Source organism: Nocardia sp. FBN12 (assembly GCF_050320175.1).
In the GTDB taxonomy this organism is placed as follows: Bacteria; Actinomycetota; Actinomycetes; order Mycobacteriales; family Mycobacteriaceae; genus Nocardia.
On sequence record NZ_CP190048.1, the window covers coordinates 3014308 to 3027288 of the forward strand.

Below are 12981 nucleotides of genomic sequence, written 5' to 3' on the forward strand. Positions count from 1 at the left end.
CCGAAAGGCCGGGCATCGTCGCTGGTCACAGAACGCGCCCCGGACACAGCGACATTCGGTGCACAGTTGTACTCTCAACCACGTGACGGAGCAGCTCCCCCAACCCCAGGCCGAAGTACAGGCACTCACACGCCTGGCCGGTGACGAGTTCGCCGGCGCGGTCGAGGGGATCGCAGCGATGCACCGCGCCATCTCCGACCGGGTGTTCGCGGCGATTCGGCTGGGCGTCGGACCCGCCGCCGCTCCGGTGAAGACCGTGCACGACGCCATCACCGATGGCGTGTACGCGGCCGTCAGCGGCACCGGATTCGTGGTCGGCGAAGTGGCGAGCGCGGTCCAGCTGCCCGGCGTCACCGCGCCCTCGCGCACCGTGTGGGGCGCGGGCATCTTGGCCGCGATCCAGGGTCTGATCGGTGACACGCTGGCAGACGAGAAGCCGATCCTGTCCTCCCCCATGACTTTTCGCGTCGACGGCGTCCCCGTCCCACCCGAGGAGTTCGCCGCCCACGTCCCGGTACCGACCACCCGGCTGGTCGTGCTCCTGCACGGACTCGTGGAGACCGAACACGCCTGGCGCCTCGGCGGGCGCCCCACCTACGGCGAGCGCCTGGAAGACGATCTCGGCTACACCCCGATCTACGTCCGCTTCAATTCCGGCCTGCACATCTCCGAGAACGCCGCCCAGCTCAACGCCTTGCTCACGCGCCTGGTCGAGAGCTGGCCGATGCCGGTCCACGAGATCTGCCTGATCGGGCATTCGATGGGCGGGCTGGTCATGCGCAGCGCCTGTCATCAGGCCGAGGAGTCGGGCCAGGCGTGGGTGCGCGCGGTGCGGCAGGTGGTGTGCCTGGGCTCCCCGCACCTGGGTGCACCGCTCGAGCAGTTCGTGCACTACGCGTCGGCCGCACTCGAGCTGCTGCCCGAGACCCGGCCGCTGAGCACCCTGTTGCGCAGGCGCAGCGCGGGCATCAGGGACCTGCGTCAAGGGTCGCTGGTCGACGACGACTGGCGCGACCTCGACGTGGACACCCTGCGCGCGCGGGCGATCAAGGAAGTACCGCTGCTCCCCGGCGTCGATCACTACTTCGTCACCACGACCATCACCCACAGCCCGAAGCATCCACTCGGCGTGATCATCGGCGACGGCATGGTCCTCGCGGGCAGCGGCTCGGGTCGCGGACGCACCAGACGTCTCGACTTCGACGCGGTCAACGGCTTGCACATCCCCGCGGCGAACCATTTCAGCCTGCTCAATCACGACGCGGTCTACGAGGCGCTGCACAGCTGGTTGGCGAGCATGCCCCGCCGTTCGCGTCCGGTGGATACGCTGTGGCCATGACTCTCGACCACGGCGACCCGGGCGACGCACCTGCCATTCCGCTGCCGACCGCTCCTCTGGCCAACGAGGCCCGCCCCTCGCCGGCCGAAGAAGCCAGAACGATTGCGGCGGGCACCAATACCGGCACCCTGGCCAGCCTCACCGCCGACGGCGCACCGTGGGCATCGTTCATCACCTACGGATTGCTCGACGGCGCACCGGTGCTGAGCGTGTCGCGCCTGGCCGAACACGGCCGCAACCTGGCCGCCGATCCACGCGCCAGCATCGCGATCGTCACGCCCGACATTCCGGCCGATCCGCTCGCCGGCACCCGGATCACCCTCGCCGGACACGTGGAGCAGCCGACCGGCGCCGAGGCCGAAGCGGCCCGCGCGGCACACCTCACCGCGATCCCGGCGGCCAAGTACTACATCGACTACAGCGACTTCACCCTGTGGGTGCTGCGGATCGAACGGGTGCGCTGGGTCGGCGGCTACGGCCGGATGGATTCGGCCTCGGCCGCCGAATACCTTGCCGCACAGCCGGACCCGATCGTCGCGCACGCAGCACCCGGTGTCGCGCACCTCAACGCCGACCACGCCGAAGCACTGCTGGCGATGGCCCAGCAGCTGGGCGGCTTTCCCGACGCCATCGCCGCCACCTGCGAGAAGGCCGACCGCTACGGCCTCGATCTGCGGGTGGAATCACCGCGCGGCGTGGCACTCACCCGAGTCGGTTACGCCGCACCGCTGCAGGAGATCAGCGAATTGCGCGCGGCGACAGTCGAACTCGCGCGGCGGGCGCGCGCGACGCACTGATCACGCCTCGTACAGCTCGAGCGGCAGGTCGTCCGGATCGAAGAAGAAGGCCATCTGCTTGCCGGTGTGCTCATCGGTGCGCAGTTCCTCGGTCCGGACACCCCGTGCTCGCAGTTGCGCGAGCGTGGCAGCCACATCGGTGACGGCCAGCGCCAAGTGCCGCAAGCCTGCCGCCTCCGGCCTGCTCGGGCGTGCGGGCGGGTCGGGGAACGAGAACAGCTCGATCCGGATCCCGTCGGCCAGCGCGATGTCGAGCTTCCACGAATCGCGATCGGCACGGTAGTTCTCGTCGAGCACGGTGCCGCCGAGGGTTTCGGTATAGAAACGCTTCGAGCGGGCGTAGTCGGTGGCGATGATCGCGGCGTGGTGGATGCCCAGAAATCGCACGCCGGTCACGTCCACAGGACCGCGACTCCGACGTTCACGATCGCGAGTCCGCCCGCGGCGTCGGTCATCCAGTCGATCTGCTTGCCCCGCTTGGCATCGCCTCTGCCCATTTCGGCGAACGCGGCCACCGCGACCGAGATGACCAGCTTCACCGCCAGTTTCGTCGTATCCGGATCCTTGTCGAGCGAGTCGACTCCCGAGGCCAGCCCGGCCAGGATCACCCCGGTGATCAGCTGCGCGCGAGCGCCCCACACCATCAGCTCCGACACCACCGGACGCGACGCGACATAGCCACCGACCACCGCGGCCATGCCGAGCAGGTGGGTGACGACCACCAGGTCGTAAACGAATTCCATGGGTTCGAAGCGTAGTTCAGACGACAGCGGCCGGTGCCCGAAGGCACCGGCCGGATCAGACGAACTTTCCGTGGGGAGGATTCAGCCCAGCTGCTCGTCCAGTAGGTGCGAGTCCTTGCGGATGCCGAAGGCGGTGATGATCTCCATGACGCCGATGATGATCAGGAAGATGCCGACCACCAAGACCAGCGTGGCGATGGAGCTGATCGGCCACACGATCAGGATGACACCGGCCAGCGCGCTGATGACGCCGTAGAAGATCTGCCAGCCGCGGCCGGGCACGCTCGGCTCCGCGATCGCGGCGAACAGCACCGCGATGCCACGGAACAGCCAGCTGATACCGATCCACAACCCCAGCAACACAATCGAGGCGAGGTCGTCGCGGAAGCAGAACACACCGATGATGAGCGACAGCACACCACTGATGAAGGACAGCACCCGGAAGCTGGTGCTCGGCAGATGGGTGAAGGCGGCGATCAGCTGGAAGATGCCGCTGACAACCATGTAGATGCCGAACAGAATGCCCGCCACGAACAGTGACGGACCGGGCCACACGAGCACGATGATGCCGAGGACCACCGCGAGCAGGCCGGTGACCAGAACTGTTTGCCAGGTTTTCTTGGCAAGAGCCGTAAACGGGCTCCCTAGCACGGTATTTGTCGTCATGACGAGATGTTATGCCCGCTCGCTCTGGTTTTCCGGGCATTAGCTGGGCCCGTCATCGTGTCGCGCCCGAGGCGCGCGCGGTCGGCGGGCACGAATGCGGCTCGTCACATCGTTGCCCTCGCGAAAGTTTGGTCGGCGACAGTCCCGGGTAGATGAAGAATGTGTCGGTTGTACTCGTGCTGCAAGCTCGGGGCCTCGGTGAGCTTCTCTCCGCGGTCCCGGCTCTGCGTGCCCTGCGCCGGGCCGAACCGCAGAGCCGGATCGTCCTGGCGGCGCCACATCGGCTGGAGCAGATCGTCGACCTGATCTCCTCGGTCGACGAACTCGTCGCCATCGCCGATCCGGCCGCCTTGATCTGGGATGGACCCGCGCCCGAATTGGCGGTGAACCTGCACGGCCCCGACGGCGCCAGCGCGCGGGCACTGGCCGATACCGGGGCCGCGCGGATCATCGGTCATCGCACGCCCGCCCTGCCCAAGCTCGCCGGTCCGCGCTGGGATCCCGAAGCGCATGTGGTCGACCGGTGGTGCCGGCTGCTCGAAGGTGAGGGCATCGACGCGGATCGGCGCAACCTCGGGTTGGTGCCGCCGGTGGCCTCGATCAGCCGCCGCGATTGCGTCGTCGTCCACATCGGTGCGGGCGCGCCCGCGCGCCGGTGGCCGCCGGAACGGTTCGCCGCGGTGGTGCGGCACCTGCTGGTGCTCGGCCGCGACGTGGTGCTCACCGGCGACCCGTTCGAACACGACATCGCCCGGCAGGTGGCCGCACAGGCGGGCCTGCCCGACGACCGGGTCCTCGCGGGTCGGCAGAACCTCACCGATCTCGCGGCCACGGTCGCCGAGGCCGCGCTCGTGATCAGCGGCGATACCGGTGTCGCGCATCTGGCTACGGCGTTCGGCACCCGCACGGTGCTGCTCTTCGGCCCGACCCCACCGCGCCGTGGCGGGCCGCCCGCGCACCTGCTCGGCAGGCACGCGGTGCTGTGGGCAGGACAGGTCGGCGATCCGGACGGGCTGTCGACCGACCCCGGCCTGCTGCGGATCGGGGTACCCGAGGTGATCGCGGCGGTGGACATGCAGCTGGACAAGCAGGCCTGGGCCGAGTCGGGTCGCTCGCGCTATCGCCGGGTGGGTTGAGCCGGGTCGGCATCGGTCGCCTCCCGCAGGGCGGCGGCATGGGCGGCCAGGGCGCTGGGCCAGTATTTGTCGAGGTAGTCGCGGGCGTCGTTGAGGCCGCGGGGGTCGAGGGAGTAGAGGTGCCTGTTCCCGTCGCGGCGCATGCGCACGAGATGGGCTTCCCGCAGGACGCGCAGGTGCTGCGACGCGGCTGAGCTGGTGATACCGGTGGCGGCGGCGAGGTCGGCTACCGAGCGTGGACCCTGCGGCAACGATTCGAAGATCGCGCGCCGGGTGGGGTCGGATAACGCTGTGATAGCTCGGACTCCGTTAGCGTCCACTGAATCAGTGTCCCCGGGAAGCGGAGTTTCGGCAACGATCTTGCACGGCGACATTTCACCCGGTGAGTCCCCGGATGCTGATATTCGTTAGGGTATTGTTATAGATCAACTGGCGTTATAGCGGTTCGTGATCGCAACCACATCATTCGCGCCGAAGGTTACGGTTTAGCTACGTTCATAACCATGTTCGTGACCAACCCGTTATCTGCTCGAGTCTCCGACGCCTTCGCAGGCCGTTGGGGAGGCGTTGTCGCGGGTGCGGTGGCTTTGTCCGCACTCGTGGGTACCTCCGTCGCCACTTTCAGTGCGCCCGAGAGCCCTGTTCCCACTTCCACGATCGCCGCGGACGCCACCGAGGCCATCAACAGCGGCCAGTCGCCGTACCGCTTCACCGCGTACACTCCCGCCGAGGCCCAGGGCCCGCAGGGCCAGGCCCCCGTGTCCGCCCCGATCCCGTGGGAGGAGCACCGCGAAGCGGTGGCGCTGGAACTGCCGCAGCTGCCGTTCATCGCTCCCCCGCCGCCGCCGCGCCCGCAGACCGTCCGACCGGTCAACGGCCGACTGACCTCCTACTACGGCGCCCGCTGGGGCACCGCGCACAACGGCATCGACTTCGGCGACCCGATCGGCGCGCCCGTTTTCGCCGTCACCGACGGTACCGTGATCGAGACCGGGCCGGCCTCCGGCTTCGGTCTGTGGGTCCGCGTCCAGCAGGATGACGGCACCATCGGCGTGTTCGGCCACGTCAACGACATTCTGGTCGCCCCCGGCCAGCACGTGAACGCCGGTGACACCATCGCCACCGTCGGTAACCGTGGCAACTCCACCGGCCCCCACCTGCACTACGAGGTGCACGTACCGGACGGCTCGCTGTACGGCGCCCCGATCGACCCGCACCCGTGGCTCGCCGCGCGTGGCGTCGATGCCGGCGTCGCCCAGGACTGATACCCCCGCTCACCCACTGATCGCCGCCCGGCGCGCGATCAGAAATTCCCGAAGCCGCGCGACCGCGAGCGTCGAGTCATGGTCTCCCGAGACCAGGCCGACCTCGCGGTCGCGTTCGCCATCGATGGGTATCACCACCAGATCGGGGTTCGCGACTTCGGCGGCGGGCAGCAGCGCGACGCCCTGTCCCAGCGCGACCAGTGCTCGCAAGGTTTCGAACTCGGTGATCTCGAAGACCACCCGGGGGGTGAAACCCGCTGCGGCACACCAGGTATCGAGCAGTGTGCGGAGCTGGTAGGCGGGCGGGTTCGCGATGAACGCCTCGCCGGCGAGGTCGGCGAGGTCGATGCGGGTGCGTCCGGCCAGCCGGTGGGTTTTCGCGACGTGCAGATCGATGCGCTGTCGGCCGAGGTCCACCGCGGGCAGGTCGCCGGGCGGCGGAATCATCACCGCCAGGTCGAGCCGGCCGTCGCGTACCTGTTCGGCCAGCGCCTCGCCATGTGCCTGCACCAGGTGCAGCCGGATCCGTGGCGCGCGGGTGTGGAACTGCGCGAGCAGCGTGGGGATGCTGACCGGGCCCAGCGTGAGCGGGAACCCGAAACGGACCAGCCCGCTCTCCGGATCGGCGTCGGCGCGAACCCGCGCGATGGCGTCGTCGAGGCCGCGCACCAGCTCGCGCGTGCGCGCGTAGAGATCGCGACCCTGCGGGGTGAGGGCGACCCCGCGTCCGACCGGCTGGAACAGGACCACCCCGAGTAGGTGCTCCATCGTCTTGATGCGGCGGCTGAGCGAGGACTGCGGCACCCCGAGCCGCTCCGCCGCCCGCGTGACGTGACCTTCTTCGGCGGCCGTGACGAAGGCTGCCAGCAGCGGAGCGACCGCCTGCGCTCCCACGTCGGCGGAATCATCCATATCCGGATCATATCTTCGGCGATTCCGTGTTGGACGGATGACTGCTCCCGGCGGGACGATAGCGGTACACAGCTCACGGGAGGTTCGACATGAACGACACCACACCCACCAGGCCCGAAACCGGCAGTGGCGAAGACATTCTCGACGCGGTGCTGATCGGCGGCGGCATCATGTCCGCCACCCTCGGCGCGCTGCTGAGCACGCTCGCGCCGGACTGGTCGATCGCGCTGTTCGAGCGGCTCGGCGAACCGGCGGCCGAGAGCAGCCATCCCTGGAACAACGCGGGCACCGGGCACTCGGGAATGTGCGAGCTCAACTACATGCCCGACCCCGGCGACGGCACCAAGGCCGCGGGTATCGCCGATCAGTTCGCGCTCTCGCGCGGGTTCTGGTCCGCGCTCGCACATCGTGGCGAACTGGAGCCCGCTGACTTCCTCACCCCGGCACCGCACGTCACCGTGGTGTTCGGCGAGCACGATATCGCCTACCTGCGGCAGCGGTACGCGACGCTGCGGGAACTGCCTGCCTTCGCCGAGATGGAATACACCGAGGACCGTGCGGTGATCGCACAGTGGGCGCCGCTGCTCGTGCGCGGCCGGGCCGACAGCGAGGCGATGGCGGCCACCCGGCACACCGCGGGCACCGATGTCGACTTCGGCGCGCTGACCAGGTCATTGCTGTCGACGATGCGGGGCGCGGGCAACGCGGTGCGGATGCATCGCGAGATCACCGGGCTCGCGCGTGGCAAGGACGGGCTCTGGACCGTGCGCGGACGCGATCTCGACAGCGGGCGGCGATTCGTCGTGCGCACGCGGTTCGTGTTCGTCGGCGCGGGCGGCTACGCGCTGCGGCTGCTCCAGCGGGCAGGCCTGCCCGAAGTGCGCGGGTACGCGGTGTTCCCACTGGGCGCGCAATTCCTGCGCACCGACAACCCCGATGTCGTCGCCGAGCACCACGCCAAGGTCTACAGCCAAGCCGCCCTCGGCGCCCCACCGATGTCGGTCCCCCATCTGGATCGGCGCGAGGTCGACGGCACGGGCGCCCTGCTGTTCGGCCCCTACGCCACCTTCAGCACCCGCCTGCTGCGCCACGGCAAACTCACCGACCTGTTCACCACCCTGCGCCCGCACAACATCATCCCGCTGGTTGCGGTCGGCCTCCAGAATCTCGGCTTGGTCCGCTACCTGATCACCGAACTCCTGGCCTCCCCGCGCCGCAAGTTCGCCCAACTCCAACGCTTCTACCCCACCGCCGACCCCGCCGACTGGACCCTGATCCAAGCCGGACAACGCGCCCAACTGGTCAAACCCGACCCCCAGCGCGGTGGCGTACTCGAATTCGGCACCGAATTGGTGACCGGCGCCGAGGGCACCATCGCCGGCCTGCTCGGCGCCTCCCCCGGCGCGTCCATCGCACCGTCGATCATGCGAGACCTGCTGGACCGCTGCTTCCCCGAACGCCGCCACGAGTGGGCCCCACTGCTCGCGCAATTGCTGCCGGCTGTCGGCTCGACCACCGAACCAGTCTCGTAAGCTATTGCCGGACAGGCGAATCCGCACCTCGACAGCAGTCGGGGTGCGGGTCTCGGTCAGCGTGGGGCGGCCAGGAGAGCGCCGACGAGGCGGTGGGTGCGGGCAGTCATCTGAGCGCCGCTCTGGTCGGGGTGACGCAACCACCACAGCACCAGGGAGGTCACCGCGCCCATCCAGACATCGGTCAGCGCGGAGACATCCGTCGGGTCGGTGAGTTCGACGGCGCTGATGGCGTCGGCGACACCGCGGGCGGCTTGCGCGGCGATGCGGCGGCGGGCCGCCCGGACAGCGTCGGCGGCGGGGCCGTCGTCGGGGTGGGAGCGGTCGAACAGCACGGTCCAGTCGTGGGGGCGAGGTTCCAGGGCGGCGAAGATCGCGTCGAGGGTGCGTGCTGCCTTGCCGAGACCATCCGCGCCGGCGATGGCGGATTCGATCGCGTCGAAGAGCAGGGCGGCCGCGCGGTCCACGCAGGCGATGTAGAGCCCGTCTTTGGACTGGAAGTAGGTGTAGACCAGCGGCTTGGACACCCCCGCGCGGTGCGCGACATCGGCGAGCGAGAGCCCCGCGTAACCGACGCGGCCGATCTCGGCGACGGCCGCGTCGAGGATCTGCTGTTCGCGCTCGGGACGCGGGACGCCCTTGGTACCGGCTGTGCTCACCGGTCCATCCAACCATCGACCCCCGTGCCCGTTGACACCCAATTGACTATTTTGTAATTTACTATTGAGTAAATTAGTGCTCGTCCCCGCTGTTCGACTCGACAGGAGTCCCCGTGTTCGCCCAGGTCGCACAATCGGTGCTGCTCAACCCGCCCACGCTGCCCCGCTTGCTCGCGCGATTGGTTCGTGACGAACAGCACGAGATCGCGGGAAAGACCGTGGTGTTGACGGGCGCCTCGTCGGGAGTCGGCAAGGCCGCGGCGCACGCACTCGCCCGGGAAGGCGCACGGGTGGTTCTCGTGGCCAGGAATGCCGAGCCGCTGGCCGCGGTGCGTGACGCGGTGCGCGCCGAAGGCGGGGACGCCGAGATGATCACCTGCGACCTGGCCGACGCCGAGCAGAACGACGCACTGTCGAAGGCCCTGCTCGAGCAGTTCGGGACCATCGACGTGCTGGTGAACAACGCGGGCCGGTCGATCCGCCGGGGTGCTGCCGACGCCACCGATCGGTTCCACGATTACGAGCGAACCATGGCGCTGAACTACTTCGGGGCGACGCGGCTCACGATGGGCCTGCTGCCATCGATGCTCGACGCCGGTACCGGACACATCGTGAATGTCGCGACGTGGGGTGTGGCCGCCGGGTCGATGCCGCTGTTCACCGCCTATCACGCGTCGAAGGCGGCGCTCGGCGCGTTCGGTCGCAGTCTCGGCGCGGAGACCAGGCGGCGCGGCGTGCACGTCACCACCGTCGGGTACCCGCTGGTGCGCACCGAGATGATCGCGCCCACCGGCAAATACGACGACGCGCCCGCGCTGTCGTCCGAGGGTGCCGCCGACTGGATCATCACCGCGATCCGGACCCGCCCGGTCGAGTTGTACCCGACCTACACCCGGGTGCTGCAGGCACTCGCGCTCGTCTCGCCCCGTGCGGTCGATGCCGCGATCTGGCGGATGGGGATCTGAGAAAACCCCTAGAACCAGGGTAGGCCGACCCGTACCCCGGTATCGGAGACGAACCGTTCCGCAGCGGGACGTGATGTGGCGCACCGGATTTCTACCTTCGATCCATGGCGACGATCGACCTCACCCACACCCTGTCCCGGATCGGGTTCCGCACCGCGAACGATGCCACCGACCGCACCCCCTGGCACGGCCCACTGCTGCTGAATTCGGCGCTCATGGCCGCACTGGTCCTGGTGTCTATGGTCGGGATGGTGGTCGACGATCGGCTGCTGCTCGGCGAGTCCGTGTGGCTCAAGCCGGCCAAGTTCGGCCTCGCCTTCGCCCTCTACGGCGTGACCCTGGCCTGGATTCTGCGGCTGCCCCATCGCGGGCGGCGAGCCACCTGGTGGCTCGGCACCGTCTTCGCGGTCACCGGTGTCGCCGATGTCGGGTTCATCGCGCTACAGGCGGCACGCGGGACGTTCAGCCATTTCAACGACTCCCCCGACCCGGTCAACGAGATCGGGCAGCTGGTGTTCACCTCCGGCGTGCCCGGTTTGTTCATCGCGAATCTCGTACTGGCGGTGATCATTTCGTGGCAGAAGCTGGCGGACCGGCCGACCAGGATCGCGTTGAAGGCCGGCCTGTGGCTGGCGGTGACCGGGATGGCGCTCGGCTATCTGATGGGGTTCACCGGGCCGCAACTCGTCCGCCAGTCCGACGGCACCGTGGTGGGGCTGGTCGCCGGGCACACGGTGCGGCCCGGTGATACAGCACGTGACAGTGCCGCGGGCATGCCGATCACCCACTGGAGCACCACCGGTGGCGACTTGCGCATCCCCCATTTCGTCGGCCTGCACGGTATCCAGGTGCTGCTGCTGCTCACCGTCGCCCTGGTCGCCCTCGCGCGGCGTTACTCCTGGCTGCGGACCGAAACCATCCGCACAGCCCTGCTCGTGGTCGCTGCCGCAGGCTACTTCGGCCTACTCACCCTCGTGGTCTGGCAGGCCCTCCGCGGCCAGGCACTGACCGACCCCGACCTCGCGACCGCCGGTGCCGCGACCGCGCTGGCGGTATTCGTCGCCGGGGGTGTGGCGGCCGTGTACCTGCGGGCCAGAGAGTCCGCGGCGATTTAGCGTCGACTCCCGCGTTCAGCGAAGACGTTCGGCTTCCCTGGCCAACTGCACCAAGGTGGCACTCAACTCCGCGAGCTCCCCTGGTGAGGCACCCTCGCCCACCGCTGTCGCCACGTCCTCGGCCGCACACCGCGCCGCGAACCACCGATCGGCAAGATCGGCGGCCTCCTGCGCGGTCAGCACGACAGCGTCCTCGGGAATCCCGGTCCCCTTGAGACTGCTGCGGTGCTCATAGGCACGTTGACGGCACGACTGTCGGCAATAACGGCGACGCCGCCCCGACTCCGAATCCACGATCTCCCGCCCGCACCACAGGCAGGACAGCAGGCGACTGCGCGACATGATCCGAAACCCTATCGGCCCGCGAAACAATTCGCCGGTTCAGGTCTCGCTGAGCGGGCATCCTCTCGATACCGAGCTACTGACGGCGCCGATTCGGGGGTCGCTCGGCTGATGTGGCCGGGCGACTACAATGGAACAGTTCAGACTTCCCGTGCGTTGAGGTAGTACGAGTTGCGGCACCAGCCGCCGAAATTACAGGAGCACACATGGCAGATCGCGTACTCCGGGGCAGCCGGCTCGGAGCGGTGAGCTACGAGACCGATCGCGACCACGACCTGGCCCCGCGCCGGATCGCCCGCTACCGCACCGACAACGGTGAGGAATTCGACGTCCCGTTCGCCGATGACGCGGAGATCCCGCCCACCTGGTTGTGCCGTAACGGCCAGGAGGGGCAGCTCATGGAGGGCACCTCCGTGGAGACCAAGAAGGTCAAGCCGCCGCGCACCCACTGGGACATGCTGCTGGAACGTCGCAGCAAGGAGGAGCTCGAAGAGCTGCTCAAGGAGCGACTCGACCTCCTGAAGACCCGCCGCCGCGGATAGGGAATGTGAACGCACGACGCCGAAGGCCGCCTACCCGATTCGGGAAGGCGGCCTTCGGCGTTCTCGTTGTTCTCGGCGCGCCTCCGCCGATGGACTGACCGGAGGGTGCGACGAAGGAGTACCCGTAGGGAGGGAAGAGGCGGAGTTCAGCGCCGAGAACCGCGGCACCAGCCGCCGACAATTCAGTGGCTGGCGACCTTGCGGTACTGCAGGAGGGCCGCCGGCATCGCGATGGCGAGGATGACCAGCGAGCAGATGATCGCGTAGAGGATGCAGTTCTCCGCGGCCCAGCCCGTCGCGGGGACGAAGCTGGGCGGTGAGTCGTTCTCGAAGAGCTTGCGGCCCGCTGCCGAGACAGCGGTGATCGGATTCCATTCGGCGATGGCGCGCAGGGGCCCTGGCAGGGTTTCGGCGGAGATGAACGCCGAGGAGATGAACGTCAGCGGGAACAGCCAGATCAGGCCCGCGCTCTGCGCCACTTCCACCGTCGGGGAGACCAGACCGGTCAGGGCGCCGACCCACGACATCGCGAACGCGAACAGCAAGATGATGGCGAAGGCGATCACGGCGTCGCCGAAGCTGCCGTGGATGCGCCAGCCGACGATGTATCCGCAGATCGACATCACGCCCAGGCTCACGATATTGACGACCAGGTCCGAGAGCGTGCGCCCCATCAGCACCGCCAGCCTCGACATCGGCAGCGTGCGCATTCGGTCGATGATGCCCTTCTGCAGGTCACCGGCCAGGCCGACGGTGGTGAACGCGGCGTTGAACGCCACGGTCTGGGTGAAGATGCCGGCGAGGAGGAACTCCCGGTACTGATCGCCGCCGAGTGAGGCACCGAAGATGTAGGCGAACAGGAACACGAACATCAGCGGCTGGATGGTGGCCGTGACCAGCAGCGTCGGCACCCGCAGGATGGTCAGCAGGTTGCGATAGGCGACGATCGCGCTGTCGCGCACGAATCG

Annotated in this window: 16 protein-coding genes; 8 read left to right on the forward strand and 8 right to left on the reverse strand. The window is 68.5% G+C overall.

Features of this window, described 5'->3' with window-relative positions; translation table 11 throughout:
- The first annotated feature begins 82 nt into the window (after window positions 1-82).
- Window positions 83-1339, forward strand: coding sequence for an esterase/lipase family protein (locus ACQHI0_RS14610; RefSeq protein ID WP_427908484.1), 1257 nt, complete (start codon window positions 83-85; stop codon window positions 1337-1339).
- The gene (locus ACQHI0_RS14615) at window positions 1336-2136 is read left to right on the forward strand and encodes a HugZ family protein (RefSeq protein ID WP_427908485.1); all 801 of its coding nucleotides are present in this window, start codon (window positions 1336-1338) and stop codon (window positions 2134-2136) included. The genes ACQHI0_RS14610 and ACQHI0_RS14615 overlap by 4 nt, the downstream gene beginning before the upstream one ends.
- Here the strand turns inward: ACQHI0_RS14615 and gloA2 are convergent, their stop codons facing one another.
- The 3 genes from gloA2 to ACQHI0_RS14630 form a co-directional block, all read right to left on the reverse strand.
- The gene (gene gloA2 / locus ACQHI0_RS14620) at window positions 2137-2538 is read right to left on the reverse strand and encodes an SMU1112c/YaeR family gloxylase I-like metalloprotein (RefSeq protein WP_427908486.1); all 402 of its coding nucleotides are present in this window, start codon (window positions 2536-2538) and stop codon (window positions 2137-2139) included.
- Window positions 2529-2879 (reverse strand): hypothetical protein, encoded by a 351-nt coding sequence (locus ACQHI0_RS14625; RefSeq protein ID WP_427908487.1) that lies wholly within the window; start codon window positions 2877-2879, stop codon window positions 2529-2531. The genes gloA2 and ACQHI0_RS14625 overlap by 10 nt, the downstream gene beginning before the upstream one ends.
- Before the next feature lie 81 nt (window positions 2880-2960).
- Window positions 2961-3545 (reverse strand): HdeD family acid-resistance protein, encoded by a 585-nt coding sequence (locus ACQHI0_RS14630; protein WP_427908488.1) that lies wholly within the window; start codon window positions 3543-3545, stop codon window positions 2961-2963.
- Between the two features lie 161 nt (window positions 3546-3706).
- Here ACQHI0_RS14630 and ACQHI0_RS14635 point away from each other — a divergent pair, with 161 nt between their 5' ends.
- Window positions 3707-4681: a glycosyltransferase family 9 protein gene (locus tag ACQHI0_RS14635; RefSeq protein ID WP_427909167.1), complete on the forward strand. Its 975-nt coding sequence runs from the start codon at window positions 3707-3709 to the stop codon at window positions 4679-4681.
- Here ACQHI0_RS14635 and ACQHI0_RS14640 read toward each other — a convergent pair.
- A complete protein-coding gene (locus tag ACQHI0_RS14640; protein WP_427908489.1) occupies window positions 4663-5001 on the reverse strand; it encodes an ArsR/SmtB family transcription factor in 339 nt (112 codons plus the stop codon). The two genes, ACQHI0_RS14635 and ACQHI0_RS14640, sit on opposite strands and share 19 nt — an antisense overlap.
- A gap of 183 nt (window positions 5002-5184) precedes the next feature.
- On the opposite strand from ACQHI0_RS14640, the gene ACQHI0_RS14645 reads away from it, so the two are divergent.
- Entirely contained in the window at window positions 5185-5946 is a 762-nt protein-coding gene (locus tag ACQHI0_RS14645) for a M23 family metallopeptidase (RefSeq protein ID WP_427908490.1), read from the forward strand.
- Window positions 5947-5955: 9 nt separating this feature from the next.
- On the opposite strand, the gene ACQHI0_RS14650 is transcribed toward ACQHI0_RS14645, so the two are convergent.
- The gene (locus ACQHI0_RS14650; protein ID WP_427908491.1) at window positions 5956-6858 is read right to left on the reverse strand and encodes a LysR family transcriptional regulator; all 903 of its coding nucleotides are present in this window, start codon (window positions 6856-6858) and stop codon (window positions 5956-5958) included.
- 89 nt (window positions 6859-6947) lie between these two features.
- On the opposite strand from ACQHI0_RS14650, the gene mqo reads away from it, so the two are divergent.
- Window positions 6948-8390 (forward strand): malate dehydrogenase (quinone), encoded by a 1443-nt coding sequence (gene mqo / locus ACQHI0_RS14655; RefSeq protein ID WP_427908492.1) that lies wholly within the window; start codon window positions 6948-6950, stop codon window positions 8388-8390.
- Window positions 8391-8446: 56 nt separating this feature from the next.
- Here mqo and ACQHI0_RS14660 read toward each other — a convergent pair whose 3' ends face one another.
- Window positions 8447-9049 (reverse strand): TetR/AcrR family transcriptional regulator, encoded by a 603-nt coding sequence (locus ACQHI0_RS14660; RefSeq protein ID WP_427908493.1) that lies wholly within the window; start codon window positions 9047-9049, stop codon window positions 8447-8449.
- A gap of 113 nt (window positions 9050-9162) precedes the next feature.
- Here ACQHI0_RS14660 and ACQHI0_RS14665 point away from each other — a divergent pair, with 113 nt between their 5' ends.
- A complete protein-coding gene (locus tag ACQHI0_RS14665) occupies window positions 9163-10014 on the forward strand; it encodes an SDR family oxidoreductase (RefSeq protein ID WP_427908494.1) in 852 nt (283 codons plus the stop codon).
- A 104-nt stretch (window positions 10015-10118) separates the two neighbouring features.
- Window positions 10119-11129 carry a hypothetical protein gene (locus ACQHI0_RS14670; protein WP_427908495.1) on the forward strand — a complete coding sequence of 337 codons (1011 nt, stop codon included), beginning with the start codon at window positions 10119-10121 and terminating at the stop codon, window positions 11127-11129.
- A gap of 15 nt (window positions 11130-11144) precedes the next feature.
- Here the strand turns inward: ACQHI0_RS14670 and ACQHI0_RS14675 are convergent, their stop codons facing one another.
- On the reverse strand, window positions 11145-11471 hold the full coding sequence (locus tag ACQHI0_RS14675; RefSeq protein ID WP_266289836.1) for a hypothetical protein: 327 nt from the start codon (window positions 11469-11471) through the stop codon (window positions 11145-11147).
- A gap of 206 nt (window positions 11472-11677) precedes the next feature.
- Here ACQHI0_RS14675 and ACQHI0_RS14680 point away from each other — a divergent pair, with 206 nt between their 5' ends.
- Window positions 11678-12013, forward strand: a complete 336-nt coding sequence (locus ACQHI0_RS14680; protein WP_067453486.1) for an RNA polymerase-binding protein RbpA — start codon at window positions 11678-11680, stop codon at window positions 12011-12013.
- Between the two features lie 182 nt (window positions 12014-12195).
- Here ACQHI0_RS14680 and ACQHI0_RS14685 read toward each other — a convergent pair whose 3' ends face one another.
- A complete protein-coding gene (locus tag ACQHI0_RS14685) occupies window positions 12196-12975 on the reverse strand; it encodes an ABC transporter permease (protein WP_427909168.1) in 780 nt (259 codons plus the stop codon).
- Between the last annotated feature and the right edge of the window lie 6 nt (window positions 12976-12981).

Bases quoted from the DNA above. Each gene is read 5' to 3' on its own strand.
- ACQHI0_RS14615 (WP_427908485.1), top strand. From the start codon at position 1,336: ATGACTCTCGACCACGGCGACCCGGGCGACGCACCTGCCATTCCGCTG.
- ACQHI0_RS14625 (WP_427908487.1), bottom strand. From the start codon at position 2,879: ATGGAATTCGTTTACGACCTGGTGGTCGTCACCCACCTGCTCGGCATG.
- ACQHI0_RS14630 (WP_427908488.1), bottom strand. From the start codon at position 3,545: ATGACGACAAATACCGTGCTAGGGAGCCCGTTTACGGCTCTTGCCAAG.
- ACQHI0_RS14645 (WP_427908490.1), top strand. From the start codon at position 5,185: ATGTTCGTGACCAACCCGTTATCTGCTCGAGTCTCCGACGCCTTCGCA.
- ACQHI0_RS14650 (WP_427908491.1), bottom strand. From the start codon at position 6,858: ATGGATGATTCCGCCGACGTGGGAGCGCAGGCGGTCGCTCCGCTGCTG.
- mqo (WP_427908492.1), top strand. From the start codon at position 6,948: ATGAACGACACCACACCCACCAGGCCCGAAACCGGCAGTGGCGAAGAC.
- ACQHI0_RS14670 (WP_427908495.1), top strand. From the start codon at position 10,119: ATGGCGACGATCGACCTCACCCACACCCTGTCCCGGATCGGGTTCCGC.
- ACQHI0_RS14675 (WP_266289836.1), bottom strand. From the start codon at position 11,471: ATGTCGCGCAGTCGCCTGCTGTCCTGCCTGTGGTGCGGGCGGGAGATC.
- ACQHI0_RS14680 (WP_067453486.1), top strand. From the start codon at position 11,678: ATGGCAGATCGCGTACTCCGGGGCAGCCGGCTCGGAGCGGTGAGCTAC.